Raw genomic sequence first — 16,098 nt, 5'->3', positions numbered from 1 at the left:
TCCGCCGGACGACGGTTCCGTGAACGGCCTGGAGCCACTCGCTCGGCGGCCATCCCGGGCGCCCATGCACAGGCGTCCGACACCGTAGCGACCGGCCGACGCCTGCACGTCGCAGCACCGGGGACAGGCGGGAATCACGCCCCAGGTGGCACGCGCACGCCCTCACCCACCTCCCTCTTCTCCTCCGCGCGCCGCCCTGCGACGGTGCTCTGAACCGGTTTACAAAACCGGTTCAGACGCGGCGACGAGCGAAGGAGCTCCGATGGCGGGCAGACCGACGATCCTCGACGTCGCGCGCGAGGCCGGCGTGAGCAAGGCGCTCGTCTCGTTCGCGCTCAACGACCGGCCGGGCGTCTCGCCCGACTCCCGCGAGCGGATCCTCCGCGTCGCCGCCGAGCTCGGCTACCGGCCCAGCCTCACGGCCCGCTCCCTCTCCACCAGCGTCTCGTTCGCGGTGGGTCTCGTCGTGGCGCGCGACCCGGCGGTCATCGCGGCCGACCCGTTCTTCCCCTCCTTCATCTCGGGGGTCGAGCGGGTGCTCGCCGAGCGCGGCCGCGTGCTGGTGCTCAGCGTGGTCGATCCGGGCGCCTCCGAGGAGGCCGTCTACCGCACGCTCGCGGCCGACCGCCGCGTCGACGGGGTGTTCCTCACCGACCTCCGGCAGGACGACTCCCGGCCGGCGCTGCTCGCCGAGCTGCAGATCCCGGCCGTCACACTCGGGCGCCTCGAGGGCTCCTCCTCACCCGCCGTCGTGATGGACGACTCCGCGGGCATCGCCGACGCCGTCCGGCACCTGGCGGAGCTCGGCCACCGCCGCATCGCTCACGTCGCCGGGCCCGACCACCTGCTCCACTCCTCCCGCCGCCGCGAGGCCTTCACGCGGGCCTGCACCGACGCGGGGCTCGAGCCCACCGCGCTCGTCGCCACCGACTTCAGCGCCGAGCAGGGCGCGGCGGCCACGGAGCGGCTCCTCGACAGCCCGACCCCGCCCACCGCGATCGTCTTCGGCAACGACCCGATGGCCATCGCCGGGCTCGGCGTCGCGCACGCCCGCGGGCTCCGACTCCCCGACGACCTCTCGATCACGGGCTTCGACGACTCCGAGATCGCCGCCCACGTCTACCCGTCGCTGACCTCGGCCCGCACGCGCCCCGCGCGCTGGGGCGAGGAGGCCGCCCGCACGCTGCTCGACCTCATCGAGTCCGGCAGCGCCCCCGACGTCGACCTCGAGCCCGCCGGACTCGTGGTGCGCCACTCGACCGCTCCTCCGCGGCCGTCGACCCACTGAAGACGCGTGCGCACCGTCGCGCACGCCGGACAAGGAGAACACCATGGGCACCTCAACGACGAGACGCTGGCTGACCGGGATCGCCACCGCCTCCCTCGCGACCCTCGCCCTCACCGCCTGCAGCGGTGGCGGCGGAGCGTCGACCGACCTCACCGCCACCGGACCGATCACCATCTGGTACTCGAACAACGAGCAGGAGGTGCAGTGGGGCAAGGCGATGGTCGACGCCTGGAACGCGGACCACCCGGACGAGGAGATCACCGGGCAGGAGATCCCCGCGGGCAAGAGCAGCGAGGAGGTCATCGGAGCCGCGATCACGGCCGGCAACGCGCCGTGCCTCGTCTTCAACACGGCCCCCAGCGCGGTCGGCCAGTTCGAGCGCCAGGGCGGACTCGTCGACCTCTCGAGCTTCGACGGCGGCGCGGACTACATCGAGACCCGCAGCGGCGACCTCGCGGAGCAGTACCAGAACGCCGACGGCGAGTACTTCCAGATGCCGTGGAAGAGCAACCCGGTCGTCATCTTCTACAACAAGGACCTCTTCGCGAAGGCGGGACTCGACCCCGAGAACCCGTCGCTGTCGACCTACGACGACTTCCTCGCGACGTCGAAGACGCTGGTCGAGTCGGGTGCCGCGCCCGCCGCGATCCAGCCCGCGCCCACCAGCGAGTTCTTCCAGACCCAGTTCGACTTCATGCCGCTCTACGCCGCGGCCACCGGAGGGACGAGCCTCGTCGAGGACGGCAAGGCCACCTTCGCCGACGACGAGGGCTACGAGGTCGCCGACTTCTGGAAGAGCCTCTACGACCAGGGCCTCGCCGGCCGCGAGCAGTACCAGGGCGACGCCTTCGCCGACGGCCAGGCCGCGATGTCGATCGTCGGCCCGTGGGCGGTCTCGGTCTACGACGACCTGAACTGGGGCTCCGTCTCGGTGCCCACCCCCGACGGCACGCCCGCCGAGGACACCTGGACCTTCAGCGACGCGAAGAACGTCGGCCTCTACTCCGCCTGCGCCAACAAGGGCACGGCCTGGGAGGTGCTGAAGTTCGCGACCAGCGAGGAGCAGGACCGCTCGCTGCTGGAGACCACGGGCCAGATGCCGCTGCGCACCGACCTGTAGACCACCTACGCCGACTACTTCGAGGCGAACCCCGCCTACCAGCGCTTCGGCGACCAGGCGAGCCGCACCATCGAGGTGCCGTCGGGCCCGAACACGGTGCAGATGCTGCAGGCGATCCGCGACGCGTGGGGCAAGACGGTCATCTTCGGCGAGGGCGACGTGAAGACGGCGCTCGACGGAGCGGCCGAGACCGTCACCGGGCTCGCCGGCCAGCAGTGACCCGGCCGTGACCACCCTCACCCGCCGGCCCGCGCCGGCCGGGGCACCGGGGAAGCGGAGCCTGCTGCACCGCGTCCTCGGGCCCCAGCCCCTCGGGCTGCTGTTCGGCAGCCCCTACCTCCTCTTCGTGCTCGCGGTCTTCGCGTTCCCGGTCGTCTACTCGGTCTGGATCGCGTTCCACGACTTCTTCTTCGCGGCTCCGGGCGTGCAGGTGGAGCGGCCGTTCGTCGGCCTCGACAACTTCGTCACGGCGTTCTCGAGCCCGCAGGTCATCCGCTCCTTCGGCAACATCGGGATCTTCCTGGTGATCAACGTGCCGCTGACGGTCGTGCTCTCGCTCCTGCTCGCCGCGGCGCTCGACAAGGTCGTGCACCTGCGGACGTTCCTCCGCGTCAGCTTCTACGTGCCCTACGTCACGGCGAGCGTCGCGGTCGTCGGCGTCTGGCTGTTCCTCTTCAACGGGAACGGGCTGGTCAACAGCCTCCTCGGGCCGCTCGCGCCGAACCCGTCGTGGCTGATCAACGAGCAGCTCGCGATGCCGATCATCGCGCTCTACGTCACCTGGAAGCAGCTCGGGTTCTACATCCTGCTGTACCTGGCGGCGCTGCAGAACGTGCCGAAGGAGCTCTACGAGTCGGCCTCGACCGACGGCGCCGGACGCATCCGCCAGTTCTGGTCGGTGACCGTGCCGAGCGTGCGGCCCGCGACCCTCCTGGTGCTGCTGGTGTCGACCGTCACCGGGGCGAACCTCTTCACCGAGCCCTACCTCCTCACCGGCGGAGGCGGCCCCAACGGCGCGTCCGCCTCGCCCGTGCTGCTGATGTACCAGCTCGGGATCCAGCAGGGGCAGCCCGACGTGGCCTCGGCCATCGGCGTGGTCCTGGTGCTGCTGGTGCTGGTCATCGCCTATCTGCAGAACCGCTTCGCGGGGGAGAGGAACTCATGAGCACCCTGTCCAGTGCCGGAGGCGCCGCCTCGGCCGTGCCCGCCGCCGCCGCAGCCCCGGAGAAGGCCCCGCGGAGGCGCCCCGTCGGCTCCAGCCGCGGAGCCGTGATCCTCCGCGGAGTCGTGCTCGCGATCGGCGCGATCGTCTTCCTCTTCCCCTTCTACTACATGATCGTCGGATCCCTGCAGACGGATCCGGACCCCACGTTGGCGGGAGCGATCACGGAGCCGGGCAACCTCACGCTCGACAACTACGTCAACGTGAACGAGCGGATCAGCCTGCTCACCGGACTGGTCAACTCCGGGATCTTCACCGGCGGCGTGCTGCTGTGCACCGTGTTCTTCGGCGTCCTCGCCGGCTACGCGCTCGCGATGCTGCAGTGGCGGGGGCGCAACGCCGTGTTCGCGCTCGCCCTGCTGGTGCAGGTCATCCCGTTCCAGCTGCTGCAGATCCCGCTCTACGTGCTGATCGCGCGCGACTACGGCCTCGCCGACAGCCACCTCGGGATGATCCTGCCGTTCGCCATCAACTCGACGGCGGTGATCATCTTCCGGCAGTACTTCCTGCAGCTCCCCAAGGAGCTGTTCGAGGCGGCCCGGATCGACGGCGCCGGCGAGCTGAAGCTGCTGTGGACCATCGCGCTCCCGCTGGTGCGGCCCGCGCTGGTGACCGCCGTGCTGCTGACCTTCATCGGCCCCTGGAACGAGTTCCTCTGGCCGTTCCTGATCACCAAGGACGCGTCGCTGCAGCCGCTCGCCGTGTCCCTGGCCAACTACATCTCGAACGTGGCGTCGTCGACCGACAACCCGTTCGGGGCGATCCTCGCGGGAGCCGTCGTGCTCGCCGCGCCCGTCGTGGTGCTGTTCATCGTGTTCCAGCGCTACTTCGTCTCGACCGATCTCGGATCCGGAGTGAAAGGCTGACCATGTCTCCCACCCTCACCACTGTCCCCTACCGTCTCGAGCGCGTCGGCGTCGTGATGGAGCCCGCCCCGGGCGACGAGCTCGAAGCCGAAGGGGTGCTCAACCCCGGCAGCGGCCGCGGACCCGACGGCGAGCTCTACCTCCTGCCCCGGATGGTCGCCGCCGGCAACGTCTCCCGCGTGGGCCTGGCCCGCGTGGTCGTCGAGGGCGGCGTTCCCGTCGGAGTCGAGCGCGAGGGCGTCGTGCTCGCGCCCGACCGCGGCTTCGAGCGCGGCGCGCACAACGCCGGCGTGGAGGATCCGCGGATCACCTTCATCGAGGCGCTCGGCCTGCACGTGATGACGTACGTCGCCTACGGGCCGCTCGGGCCCCGGACGGCGCTCGCCGTGTCCGAGGACCTCCGCGACTGGCGGCGCCTGGGCCCGGTGACCTTCGCCTACGACGACGCGCTCGACATCGACCTCGGCCTGTTCCACAACAAGGACTGCGTGTTCTTCCCCGAGATCGTCGCCGCACCGGACGGCACCCGCTCGTTCGCGGTGCTGCACCGGCCGATGTGGGACCTCGGCGAGACGCGGCCGGGCGAGGGCGTGCGCCTCCCGGCCGGGATCGAGGACCCGCGGCAGAGCATCTGGATCAGCTACGTGCCGGTGGACGAGGTCGACCGCGACCTGGCGAGCCTCACGCGCTGGACGCGGCACCGGTTCCTCGCGGGCCCGGAGTTCCCGTTCGAGGAGCTGAAGGTCGGCGGCGGCCCCGCGCCGCTGCGCGTGCCCGAGGGGTGGCTGCTGATCCACCACGGGGTGACCGGAGTGATCGACAGCGCCTTCGCGCAGCAGCAGCACGTGAACTACTCGGCCGGAGCGATCCTCCTCGACGGCGACGACCCGTCGCGGGTGATCGCGCGCACCGCCGAGCCGCTGCTCGAGGCCGAGACGGAGGAGGAGCGCAGCGGGATCGTCCCGAACGTCGTCTTCCCGACGGCGATCGAGGAGATCGACGGGCAGCACTACGTCTTCTACGGCATGGCCGACTCGAAGATCGGCGCGGCCCGCCTCGTCCGGACGGACGGCTGACTCCCCGGATCGAGTCCGCCCGCGCCTCGTGCTGATCGAGCAGCCGCGCATCGCGTATCGAGATGCGCCCCCCACATCCCCCACCCAAGGAGAGTTCGATGACGAACACGCTCACCAGATCGGCGGCCGTCCTGGCCGCCGCCGCCCTCACCGTCGGGGGCCTCGCCCTCGGCGCGACCCCCGCGCAGGCGGCCGAGCCGCTGACGAACACGGCGCACCTCGACTTCCTCCTCGACACCGCCACTCCGGTGCCCGAGCCCGGCCACACCACCTACCGGCTCGATGAGGAGCCGACCCTGGTGATGCCGTGGACCTACGCCGACGCCCGCGACGGCGGCGCCTTCGAGCGCGTGGGCGGCGGCCGCCTCGATCCGGCGACCGGCGACTACGAGCAGGGTGCGTTCAACACGGACGACATCTCGCGCGCCGCGGTCGTCTACCTCCGCCACTGGCAGCAGACCGGCTCGGCCGAGAGCCGCGAGAAGGCCTTCGAGACGCTCCGCGCCCTCGCCTACTTCCAGACCACCGAGGGCGACGACGCCGGGAACGTGGTGCTCTGGATGCAGACCGACGGGGAGCTGAACGCGAGCGCCGAGCCGGTCGAGCTGCCCGATCCGAGCGACTCCGAGGACAGCTACTGGCTCGCCCGCACCCTCTGGGCCCTCGGCGAGGGCTACGCGGCGTTCCGCGACACGGATCCGGAGTTCGCCGCCTTCCTCCAGGAGCGGCTGCGCCTCGGCGTCGCGGCGGTCGACCGCGAGGTGCTCACGCGCTACGGCGAGTACGCGCAGGCCGACGGCGTGAAGGTGCCGGCCTGGCTGATCGTCGACGGCGCCGACGCCACCTCGGAGGCGCTGCTCGGCCTCTCCGCCTACCTCGAGGCCGCTCCCGACGACTCCGCGGTCCGCACGAGCACGGCCGAGCTCGCCGAGGGCGTCGCCGCCTACGCCCGCACGACGACGGGGGCGGACACCACCGCCTGGCCGTACGGCGCGATCCTCCCGTGGACGAAGTCGCGCACGCTCTGGCACTCCTGGTCGTCGCAGATGGCCGGCGGCCTGGCGGCGTCGTCCGCGGCGCTCGACGACTCCTCCCTCCTCGAGCCCGCGATCGTCGACGGAGCCCGCTTCGCTCCGGAGCTGCTCACCGCCGGCGGCCCCGACAACGGCTGGAACCCGACTCCGACCGACCGCGTGCAGATCGCGTACGGAGCCGACTCCCGCCTGGAGAACTCGCTCGCCCTGGCCGACGCCACCGGCTCCAGCGCCTTCACCGACCTCGCGGCCGTGCAGGGCGCCTGGTTCTTCGGCCTGAACCGCAGCCTCGGCCCGGTCTACGACCCGGCCACCGGAGTCGTCTTCGACGGCGTCCAGGCCGACGGGTCCGTCAACCGCAACAGCGGCGCCGAGAGCACCATCCACGGCCTGCTGGCGATGCTGGCGCTCGACGCGCACCCGGAGGTCGCCGACCGTGCCCGCTCCGTCGCCACCGAGCGCTCGCGCGACGGGCTGACGCTGGTCGAGGCCGAGAGCGCGCGCGGTGGCACCGTCGTCACGCCCGAGTCGTCCTGGACCGGGGAAGCCGGCTGGAGCGGCTCGTACCTCTCGCTGACCGACCCGCGCCGCGCGGTGTCGATCCCGGTCGGCTCGTCCACGCAGGACCGCGTGGTGGAGGCGGTCATCGACCAGCCGCAGCGCGGCACGGAGCGCACGCCCCTGAGCGTCTGGACGTCGGGCTCGCGCCCGCTCGACCTGCTCCGCTCGACCGTCGGGTCGCAGGGGGTGACGGAGGCGTCGGGCGCGCTGCTCCCGGAGAAGCTCCGCCGCACCGTGCCGGCCGGCTCCTCGAGCGTCGAGGTCCGCCCCCTGAGCGGTGAGACGCGCCTGGACGCGCTGCTGGTGCGCCCGCTGGTGTCGCGCCTCGTCGTGGGAGGCGAGGGCGGCCGCACCGAGCTGATCCGCAACTCCGCCGACGGTGTGCGCACCACGGCGATCGGCGTCTCGGGCGGCTCCGGCACCCTGCGCGTCTACTCGCAGGACGGCGCGCTCGTGAGCGAGACGTCGCCGTCCGGAGCCGTCTCCGTGCAGCTGCCCGCGCAGGGCTTCGCGGTGCTGGTGGGCTGAGGGCGGCCCTGCTGGTCGAGTAGCCGCTGCTCGTTCGGCAGGGGGCGGTGAGTCCACGGAAGTCGCGGTACTCGCGTTCGAGTACCGCGACTTCTGCGTTCTCGTGGGGCGAGGGCGGCGGGGAGGCGCGCGGCTGGGCGCGGACCATCAAATCGATGAGAGCGCTCTCTCGAAAACGCTTGACCTCTCTGCGGGGGCGTGCGTAAGCTCGCCGCACACCTCGTGAGAGCGCTCTCACATACGCGGAACAGCACGCGTGAGAGCGCTCGCAGGGGTGCCCCACCACCATCACGAAGGAGTGACCGTGCCCTATTCACGACGCACCAGGATCGCCGCGGCGATCGCCGGCGCCTCGGCCCTCGCCCTGATCGTCACCGGATGCTCGTCGGGATCCGACGCCTCCGAGGGCGGCGAGATCGAGCTGACCGTCACCACGTTCAACGCTATGGGCTTCGACGAGCTCTACGGCGAGTACGAGGACGCCAACCCGGGGATCACCATCGTCCCGAACAACATCGACACCGGCGGCAACGCGCGGACCGACGCGTTCACCAAGCTCGCCGCCGGCTCCGGACTCGCCGACGTCGTCGCCATCGAGGAGGGCTGGCTCGGCTCCGTCATGGAGGTCTCGGACCAGTTCGTCGACCTGCGCGACCACGGCATCGAGGACCGCAAGGCCGACTGGGTCGACTGGAAGTACGAGCAGGCGACCGACCCCGAGGGACGCGTCATCGGCTACGGCACCGACATCGGACCCGAGGGTCTCTGCTACAACACCGCCGCCTTCGAGGCAGCGGGCATGCCCACCGACCGCGCCGCCGTCGCCGAGATGCTCGGCGGACCGGACGCGACCTGGGACGACTACTTCGCCGCTGGCCAGAAGTACCACGACGCCACCGGCAAGGCGTGGTTCGACCACTCCGGATTCGTCTGGAACGCCATGGTCAACCAGCTGCCCGAGGGGTACTACACCTCCGACGGCGAGCTGAACGTCGAGGGCAACCCGGAGCTCGAGGAGCGCTGGGGCCAGCTGACCGACGCCACCGCCTCCGGCCTCTCGGCCGCGCAGAAGGCGTGGGACTGGAACAAAGGCAAGTCGTTCACCGACCAGACCTTCGCCACCTTCGTCTGCCCGGGCTGGATGTTCGGCACGCTGAAGAGCAACGTCGAGGCCGGCGGCGGGAACGCCGAGGCCACCGGCTGGGACTTCGCCGACGTCTTCCCCGGCGGCCCCGCCAACTGGGGCGGCTCGTTCCTCTCGGTTCCGACCCAGTCGAAGCACCCCGCCGAGGCCGCCGCGCTGGCGTCGTGGCTCAGTGAGCCGGAGCAGCAGCTGAAGGCGTTCGAGGCGGCCGGACCGTTCCCGAGCACCCTCGACGCGCAGAAGGAGCTCGCCTCCGCGGCCGCTCCCGACCCCGGCATGAACGACTCCCCGACCGGCGCGATCCTCGCGCAGCGCGCCGAGGGCGTCGTCGCCCAGTACAAGGGCCCGGACGACTCGCTGATCCAGGAGAACGTCTTCGGACCGGTCCTGCAGAAGGTCGACCGCGGCGAGATCGACGGCAAGGAGGGCTGGAACGAGGCGCTCCAGCTCCTCGGCGAGCTCGTCGACTGATCCGGTCGGGCCGACGCCCGGGGGCTGACCCCTCCGGGACGAGGCCCACCCGATCCGGGAGGTCCGGCCGCCACCGGACCTCCCGGTCCCCGTGCGGCCGGGCCGCCCGCATCTCCGGCCGGCCCGGCCGCACGGGAGAACCGTTGCCGCCGGCCGGACCGAGACCTCTCCGGCCCCGCCGCATCCCCTCCGACTCCGACTCGACCTCGAAGAGAGCGCCATGACGAGCACACTCACCCCGCCGGCCACGGCGACGCCCCCCGCGGGGAAGCGGCGCCCGGCGCCCCGACTCCCGCTGACCTTCCGCCAGCGCGCGAGCCGCTTCGACGTGAAGGCCTCGCCCTACCTCTACATCTCGCCGTTCTTCCTGCTCTTCGCGCTCACCGGCGCGTTCCCGCTGGTCTACACGCTCGTCGTGTCGCTCTACGACTGGCAGCTGCTGCAGGGCCAGGGCGACTTCGTCGGGTTCGCGAACTTCGCGGCCGTGCTCGGTGACCGCTTCTTCTGGAACTCGATCGTCAACACGCTGAGCATCTTCCTGCTCTCCACGATCCCGCAGCTCGCCGTCGCGCTGCTGCTCGCGGCCGCCCTCGACCAGGCGCTGCGGGCCAGCACCTTCTGGCGGATGAGCGTCCTGCTGCCGTACATCGTCTCGCCGGTCGCGGTCGCGCTGATCTTCTCGAGCGTCTTCAGCGACCAGGAGGGCCTGATCAACAATCTGATCGGCCTCGTGGGCATCAGCCCGATCGAGTGGACGAACGACCGCCTCGCCAGCCACGTCGCGATCGCGACGATGGTCAACTGGCGCTGGACCGGCTACAACGCCCTCATCCTCCTCGCCGCCATGCAGGCCGTGCCGCGCGAGCTGCACGAGTCGGCCGCGATCGACGGGGCGAACGCGTTCCGCCGCTTCCGCTCGATCACGATCCCCAGCATCCGGCCGACCCTGATCTTCGTGATCATCACCGCCACCATCGGCGGCCTGCAGATCTTCGCGGAGCCGCGCCTGTTCGACGTGTCGAACGCGGGCGGCATCGGCGGCTCGGACCGGCAGTTCCAGACCACCGTCCTCTACCTCTGGGAGATGGCGTTCTTCCGCCAGAACTTCGGCGAGGCGGCCGCGATCGCGTGGCTGCTGTTCCTCCTGATCGTGCTGATCGGCCTGCTGAACTTCACGATCTCGCGGCGGATCGCCTCCGTCGAGAACCGGATCTCGCAGCGCTCGAAGCGCCGTTCCGCCCGCCCCGCGACCGCCGACGAGATCGCCGCCGCGGACCCCCTGCTCACCACCACCGGCCTCGGCCAGAACGAGAGCGAGCGATGACCGCCCCCGCCACCTCCGCCGCCTTCCCGGTGCGCCGCGTCCGCGCCTCCCGCGCCGGCCGCGTCGACCGGCCCGGCTTCCTCACCTACGGGCTGCTGAGCGCCTTCATCCTCGGCTCGACCTACCCGCTGTGGTGGTCGTTCGTCGTGGCGAGCGGCTCGAACGCGACCCGCAGCGAGACCCTGCCGCTCGTCCCGGGCGGCAACTTCCTCGCCAACGCGTCGCAGGTGCTGACGGCGATCCCGTTCTGGACGGCGCTGCTGAACAGCGTCATCGTCTCGGGGATCATCACGCTCTCGGTCGTGTCGTTCTCGACGCTCGCCGGCTACGCGTTCGCGAAGCTGCGGTTCCGCGGGCGCGACGGCCTGATGATCGGAGTGGTCGCGACCATGGCGATCCCGACGCAGCTGGGCATCATCCCGCTGTTCATCCTGATGCGGCAGCTCGGCTGGACCGGCTCGCTCGGCGCCGTGATCGTGCCGACGCTGGTCACCGCGTTCGGCGTGTTCTTCATGCGGCAGTACCTGGTCGACGTGATCCCGGATGAGCTGATCGAGGCGGCGCGCGTGGACGGAGCGAACCAGTTCCGGACGTTCCTCACCGTCGCCGTCCCGGCGGCGCGACCGGCGATGGCGATCCTCGGGCTCTTCACCTTCATGATGGCCTGGACCGACTTCCTCTGGCCGCTGATCGTCCTCAGCCCCACGAATCCGACCCTGCAGACGGCGCTCGCGCAGCTGCAGTCGGGCTACTACGTCGACTACTCGATCGTGCTGGCCGGCGCCGTGCTCTCGGTGATCCCGCTGCTGGTGCTGTTCCTGCTCGCCGGACGCCAGCTCATCGCGGGCATCATGAGCGGAGCGGTGAAGGGCTGAGGCCAGGAGACTCCCGCGGGACCGGGTCGGGGGACATCGGACCGCGGGACGGGGGCCTCGGGCCCGGGGCCGTGGCGCTCCGGGTCCGGGGGTCGGGGGCTGCGGTGAGGGATCGGGCCGTGGACTGAGCGGTCGGCGGGTTCTCGGCTCGGCCGTTCGTCGTGCTCGGCTCATCCCGACCGCTGCCGCGCAGGATCCCGTCGATCACGCCCCGTTCGGGCCTCCTGGCCCGGCCTCCCGCCGCCTAGGCTGGCGCGGAGGAGGCGACATGGAGCCGAAGGACCCGCGCGACGAGGACCCCTCGAGCGGGCCCGCGCAGCCGCGTCCGGGGGACGGGCCGACGCCGTCCGAGCAGGCGCTGCGCGCCATCCGCGATGTCGCGAACGGGGCGGACCCGACGAGCGAGGCGTTCCGGCTGTCGAACGACTTCACCGACCGGCAGGCCGAACGGCTCCGGAGACTCCTCGCGCGCTTCCGTCGCGGGCGCTGACCGTCCCGGGGGCGGCCTGCCGCCGGCGGCGGGCGATCGATCGCTGCGCGCCGGTCGTGTCGGCCATCGCCGAGGCGGTGCCCCCGACCGCCCGGCGCCACCCCGAACGGCCTCGATCCGGGCCCTCGCACGCCGCGGACTCGCTCCGCCGGCCCGCTCCGCCGCCCCGCATCACCCCCGAATGGCCGCGATCCGCGCCCCTTCGCGCCGAGGACGCCCTCCACGGTCCCGCTCCTCCGGCGCTCGGCTAGCCTCGGAGGCACCCGCGAGGAAGGCCTGCATGACCCACGACACCGCCTCGGCCGCCCCGACCCTCGAAGCCGTCGCCGCGCTGGCCGGAGTCTCCCGCGCGACGGTCAGCCGGGTCGTCAACGACTCCCCGCGCGTGAAGGACGGCGCCCGGACGGCCGTGCTCGCCGCGATCGAGCAGCTCGGCTACGTGCCCAACCGCGCCGCGCGCTCCCTCGCCAGCCGCCGCACGCAGACCGTCGCGCTCGTGGTGCCGGAGTCGGCGGCGAAGGTGTTCGCGGATCCGTTCCTCGCCTCGGTGGTGCAGGGGGCCGCGATGGCCTTCGCCGGCACCGAGTACACGCTCACCATCGTGATCGCATCCGAGGCGGCGCCCGAGAAGACGCGGCGCTACCTGCTCGGCGGCAACGTCGACGGCGCGCTCGTCGTCTCGCACCACAGCGGCGACCACTCCTACGCGCAGCTCGGCGCCTCGCTCCCCGTGGTCTTCGGCGGGCGGCCGCTGACGGAGGAGGGCGGCAGCTACTTCGTCGACGTCGACAACACCGGAGCGGCGCGCACGGTCACCGAGCACCTCCTGGGCCTCGGCCGCACGGCCCCCGCGATGATCGCGAGCCGCCAGGACATGCCCGCCGCGATCGACCGCCTGTCGGGCTGGCGCTCGGCCGTCACCGCCGCGGGGCTCGACGACTCGCTCGTCGAGTACGGCGACTACTCGCCCGAGGACGGCGCGACGGCGATGCGCCGCCTGCTCGACTCCGGCCGGCCGATCGACGCGGTCTTCGCCTCCAACGACCAGATGGCGGCGGGCGCCCTGACGGCGCTGCGCGAGCGCGGCCTCACGGTGCCGGGCGACATCGCGCTCGCGGGATTCGACGGCGACTACTTCGCCGAGGCGAGCGAGCCGCGCCTCACCACGGTGCGCCAGCCCTCCACGGGCCTCGGCGAGGCGATGGCGGACGTGCTGGTGCGCCTCCTGGCCGGCGAGGAGGTGCAGCGCGTGACGCTGCTGCCGACCGAGCTGCTGGTGCGCGGCTCCACGGTCGCGGGTGCGTGACCCTGCGCTGAGTGCGCTGACCCGTTCGCTGAGTCGCCCGGAGCGGCTCCCCGCTGCGGTGTGTCGCGAGCCGATCCGGGCGACTCAGCGCGGGACGGGCTCGTCGGGGATGTCGAGCAGGTGGAAGGGACCCCGGGGGAGCGGGCCTGTGCTCCACAGCGCGACGACGGCCCAGCCGAGGTCGGCGTGCGCGACGGCGCCCTCGGGCAGGGTCCGGGTGAAGAGCGCGTAGTCGATCCCGTCGAGGGGGAGGGCGCTCAGGTCCCACGCGGGCCGGTCGGCGGCCAGCTGCTGGGCCCGCGCCTCCGCTGCCACCATCGCGGCTCGCGTCCGGTCCCCGGGCAGACCGGCGGGGATCGCCGAGAGGAGGAGCGAGCCGATCGCGAGCGCGGCCGTCGCGACGGGATCGGTGACCACTCCGTGCACCGAGCCGCGCGGCCCGAGGCGGACACCGGTCAGCCGCAGCGTCCGGACCGAGTACGAGCCGCCGTCCCGCTCGGCGCGGACCGAGAGGTCATCGACCGGCCCGTCGTTCGTCCGCCCGCTCCCGTCGACGGACCACGGATCGGAGACGGGGACCAGCGCGCGCACGCCCTCATCCGACTCCCTGCTGCGCCGCCGGTCAAGAGGCGCAGGGCCAGGACCGCCGCTGAGCTGCCCGCATCGGCTGGCAGGTCCGGCGTGTCGCGAGCAGATCCAGGCACCTCAGTGCGGAGGCGTGAAGGCCCGCAGGCGCTGCTCAGAACTCCTCGTAGTTGTAGGGCTCAGGGTCCTCGTCGATCACGGGGCGCGCGATCGTGGCGCGGTTGCTCTTGATGCGGGAGCGGATGTCCTCGACGGCGGCCTCGACGGCGCCGGTGGTCGACTCCTCGTCCTTGATGGAGACCTCGACGGGGACGGCGACGAGCTCGCTGCTCGCGTCGAGCGTCATCTTCGCCTCGATGAGCTCGCCGTCCTCGGTGAACGCCGGGACCGTGACCGCTTCGGAGTGCTCCTGGCGGTCGATCGCGGTCACCAGGTCGAGGAGGGCCTCGGTCACGGCGTCGGTCGTCACGAAGCTCTTGGAGGCGTAGGTCAGCTGCTGCATGCCTCCACTCTCCCGAACGGGAGCGCCCCTCGCGCGGGGTTGCGCCTCGTCGGCCCAGCCCGTAGCGGAGGGGGAGCACGACCGGCGCGGGCGCGAGGAGTCAACCCTCTAGGCTGCGATCCGCGTGTCCGCTTCCCTGGTGGCGGGGCCTCGGGAGGAGGCGCGGGGGTCTCGGGATCCCGGGGCCCCGGCACTCGATCGGGAGGGGACCGGATGCGTCGTCGGGGACTCCGCGGCGACCGGGCGTTCCAGGGCGGCCTCCTGATCGGAGTCGGCCTCATGGCGGCCGTCGACGAGATCGTCTTCCACCAGGTCCTCGCCTGGCACCACTTCTACGACCGCTCCACTCCGGCGATCGGCCTGCTCTCGGACGGGCTGCTGCACGCGGCCGAGATCCTCGCGCTCGTCGGCGGCGGCTTCCTGCTCGCCGACGCCCGGCGCCGATCCGCTCTGCGTCCGCGCACGGCGTGGGCCGCGGGGCTCGCGGGGGCGGGGCTGTTCCAGCTGTGGGACGGAGTCGTCGACCACAAGCTGCTCCGGGTGCACCAGGTGCGCTACGACGTCGACCTGCTGCTCTACGACTCCGTCTGGATCGCCTCCGGAGCGGTGCTGCTGGCGGCGGGCCTGCTCCTCCTGCCTCGGCGACGGCGCGCGACGGCGTGACCCCGCACGCCGACCACACCCTGCTCGACCTGGGCCTGCTGCTCCTGGTCCCGCTGGCCGCGGTGGCGGCGCTCGGAGGGGGCGCCGCGGCCCTCGAGCGGCGGCGCGGACGGCCGTGGCCGCTCCACCGCACCGCCCTGCTCCTCGGTGGGCTCGCGACCGCGGCGCTCTGCTTCACGGGTCCGCTCGCGGAGTGGTCGCACGCGGATCCGCGCGGGGCGATGCTGACGCACCTGGTCCTCGGGATGCTCGCGCCGCTCCTCCTGGTGCTCTCGGCCCCCGTCACCCTGGCCCTGCGCGCGCTCGACGTCACCGCGGCCCGGCGGCTCTCGCGGCTGCTCCGGAGCCGCCCGGCCCGTCTCCTCGCCCACCCCGTGACGGCGCTCCTGCTCTCGACGGGCTCCCTCTGGCTCGTGCACGCGACCGGACTGCTCGCCACCGCGCACGCCGATCCGCTGCTGCACCTCGCGCTCAGCGTGCACTTCCTCCTCAGCGGCTGCCTGATGACGGCGGCGCTCGCCGGAGTCGATCCGAACCCGCACCGCGCCCCGTTCGGCCTGCGCCTGGGGGTGCTCGGAGCGGGCATCGCCGCGCACGGGCTGCTCGCGACCGTGCTCTACGCGGAGGCGCCGGACGAGACCGGACGCCAGGCGGCGCTCCTGCTGTTCTACGGAGGCGACCTGCTCGAGACGGCGCTCGCCGTGGTCGTCTGCGCCCGGCGCTACGCGGCGACGGCGCCCCGGCAACCCCCTCCGCCGAGCGCGCCCTGCTCCCTACGCTCGGACGCATGCTCCTCATCTTCGGGACCCGAGCCGTCGAGGACCTCCTCCGGACGCTCGTCTTCGTCTGCCGCGTCTGCGGGCAGCGCGACGAGCAGCGGATCCTCCGCCGCCGGACGCGCCTCTCGCTCTTCTTCGTCCCCGTCCTGACCGTCTCGACCCGCTACCTGCTCGAGTGCTCGCACTGCCGCACAGTGTCCCCGATCAGCAAGGAGGAGGCGCAGGGCTCCGTCCGCTGGGCCGGCAACTCCGACCAGTGACCGC

At 72.4% G+C, this 16,098-nt stretch carries 17 protein-coding genes; 15 read left to right on the top strand and 2 right to left on the bottom strand.

All coding sequences use genetic code 11. The annotated features are described in order from the left end of the window. The first annotated feature begins 262 nt into the window (after nt 1-262). The 12 genes from C5B98_RS07560 (at nt 263) to C5B98_RS07510 (ending at nt 13,305) form a co-directional block, all read left to right on the top strand. Nucleotides 263-1,288, top strand: coding sequence for a LacI family DNA-binding transcriptional regulator (locus C5B98_RS07560; protein ID WP_104268782.1), 1,026 nt, complete (start codon nt 263-265; stop codon nt 1,286-1,288). A 43-nt stretch (nt 1,289-1,331) separates the two neighbouring features. Continuing rightward, nucleotides 1,332-2,408, top strand: coding sequence for an ABC transporter substrate-binding protein (locus C5B98_RS07555; protein ID WP_258063464.1), 1,077 nt, complete (start codon nt 1,332-1,334; stop codon nt 2,406-2,408). Nucleotides 2,409-2,483: 75 nt separating this feature from the next. Continuing rightward, the gene (locus tag C5B98_RS17240; protein WP_258063463.1) at nt 2,484-2,627 is read left to right on the top strand and encodes a hypothetical protein; all 144 of its coding nucleotides are present in this window, start codon (nt 2,484-2,486) and stop codon (nt 2,625-2,627) included. Between the two features lie 7 nt (nt 2,628-2,634). After that, nucleotides 2,635-3,573 (top strand): carbohydrate ABC transporter permease, encoded by a 939-nt coding sequence (locus C5B98_RS07550; protein ID WP_104223956.1) that lies wholly within the window; start codon nt 2,635-2,637, stop codon nt 3,571-3,573. Nucleotides 3,574-3,740: 167 nt separating this feature from the next. Further along, nucleotides 3,741-4,496 carry a carbohydrate ABC transporter permease gene (locus C5B98_RS07545; RefSeq protein ID WP_374953053.1) on the top strand — a complete coding sequence of 252 codons (756 nt, stop codon included), beginning with the start codon at nt 3,741-3,743 and terminating at the stop codon, nt 4,494-4,496. Between the two features lie 2 nt (nt 4,497-4,498). After that, entirely contained in the window at nt 4,499-5,572 is a 1,074-nt protein-coding gene (locus C5B98_RS07540) for a glycosidase (RefSeq protein WP_104257499.1), read from the top strand. A 98-nt stretch (nt 5,573-5,670) separates the two neighbouring features. Beyond that, nucleotides 5,671-7,695: a hypothetical protein gene (locus C5B98_RS07535; RefSeq protein WP_104308550.1), complete on the top strand. Its 2,025-nt coding sequence runs from the start codon at nt 5,671-5,673 to the stop codon at nt 7,693-7,695. 304 nt (nt 7,696-7,999) lie between these two features. Continuing rightward, nucleotides 8,000-9,310 carry an ABC transporter substrate-binding protein gene (locus C5B98_RS07530; RefSeq protein ID WP_104224001.1) on the top strand — a complete coding sequence of 437 codons (1,311 nt, stop codon included), beginning with the start codon at nt 8,000-8,002 and terminating at the stop codon, nt 9,308-9,310. A gap of 220 nt (nt 9,311-9,530) precedes the next feature. After that, nucleotides 9,531-10,634 carry a carbohydrate ABC transporter permease gene (locus C5B98_RS07525; RefSeq protein ID WP_104223960.1) on the top strand — a complete coding sequence of 368 codons (1,104 nt, stop codon included), beginning with the start codon at nt 9,531-9,533 and terminating at the stop codon, nt 10,632-10,634. Next, entirely contained in the window at nt 10,631-11,509 is an 879-nt protein-coding gene (locus C5B98_RS07520; RefSeq protein WP_104223961.1) for a carbohydrate ABC transporter permease, read from the top strand. Before C5B98_RS07525 ends, C5B98_RS07520 begins: the two co-directional genes overlap by 4 nt. Before the next feature lie 268 nt (nt 11,510-11,777). Further along, on the top strand, nt 11,778-11,999 hold the full coding sequence (locus tag C5B98_RS07515; protein WP_104223962.1) for a hypothetical protein: 222 nt from the start codon (nt 11,778-11,780) through the stop codon (nt 11,997-11,999). Nucleotides 12,000-12,279: 280 nt separating this feature from the next. Beyond that, nucleotides 12,280-13,305 carry a LacI family DNA-binding transcriptional regulator gene (locus C5B98_RS07510; RefSeq protein ID WP_104223963.1) on the top strand — a complete coding sequence of 342 codons (1,026 nt, stop codon included), beginning with the start codon at nt 12,280-12,282 and terminating at the stop codon, nt 13,303-13,305. Between the two features lie 84 nt (nt 13,306-13,389). Here the strand turns inward: C5B98_RS07510 and C5B98_RS07505 are convergent, their stop codons facing one another. Beyond that, entirely contained in the window at nt 13,390-13,896 is a 507-nt protein-coding gene (locus tag C5B98_RS07505; protein WP_104223964.1) for a hypothetical protein, read from the bottom strand. A gap of 148 nt (nt 13,897-14,044) precedes the next feature. Further along, complete coding sequence (locus C5B98_RS07500; RefSeq protein WP_104223965.1) at nt 14,045-14,392, bottom strand: hypothetical protein; 348 nt, start codon at nt 14,390-14,392, stop codon at nt 14,045-14,047. 213 nt (nt 14,393-14,605) lie between these two features. Here C5B98_RS07500 and C5B98_RS07495 point away from each other — a divergent pair, with 213 nt between their 5' ends. The 3 genes from C5B98_RS07495 to C5B98_RS17460 are packed head-to-tail and all read left to right on the top strand — an operon-like array spanning nt 14,606 to nt 16,094. Beyond that, nucleotides 14,606-15,055, top strand: coding sequence for a DUF2243 domain-containing protein (locus tag C5B98_RS07495; protein WP_104327568.1), 450 nt, complete (start codon nt 14,606-14,608; stop codon nt 15,053-15,055). Further along, a complete protein-coding gene (locus tag C5B98_RS07490) occupies nt 15,052-15,984 on the top strand; it encodes a cytochrome c oxidase assembly protein (RefSeq protein ID WP_181065481.1) in 933 nt (310 codons plus the stop codon). The genes C5B98_RS07495 and C5B98_RS07490 overlap by 4 nt, the downstream gene beginning before the upstream one ends. Continuing rightward, the gene (locus C5B98_RS17460) at nt 15,936-16,094 is read left to right on the top strand and encodes a hypothetical protein (protein WP_374953052.1); all 159 of its coding nucleotides are present in this window, start codon (nt 15,936-15,938) and stop codon (nt 16,092-16,094) included. The genes C5B98_RS07490 and C5B98_RS17460 overlap by 49 nt, the downstream gene beginning before the upstream one ends. Nucleotides 16,095-16,098 lie beyond the last annotated feature (4 nt).

The sequence above is a fragment of the Rathayibacter sp. AY1A5 genome, assembly GCF_002930875.1.
In the GTDB taxonomy this organism is placed as follows: domain Bacteria; phylum Actinomycetota; class Actinomycetes; order Actinomycetales; family Microbacteriaceae; genus Rathayibacter.
This window is presented reverse-complemented; position numbering and strand designations above follow the sequence as displayed.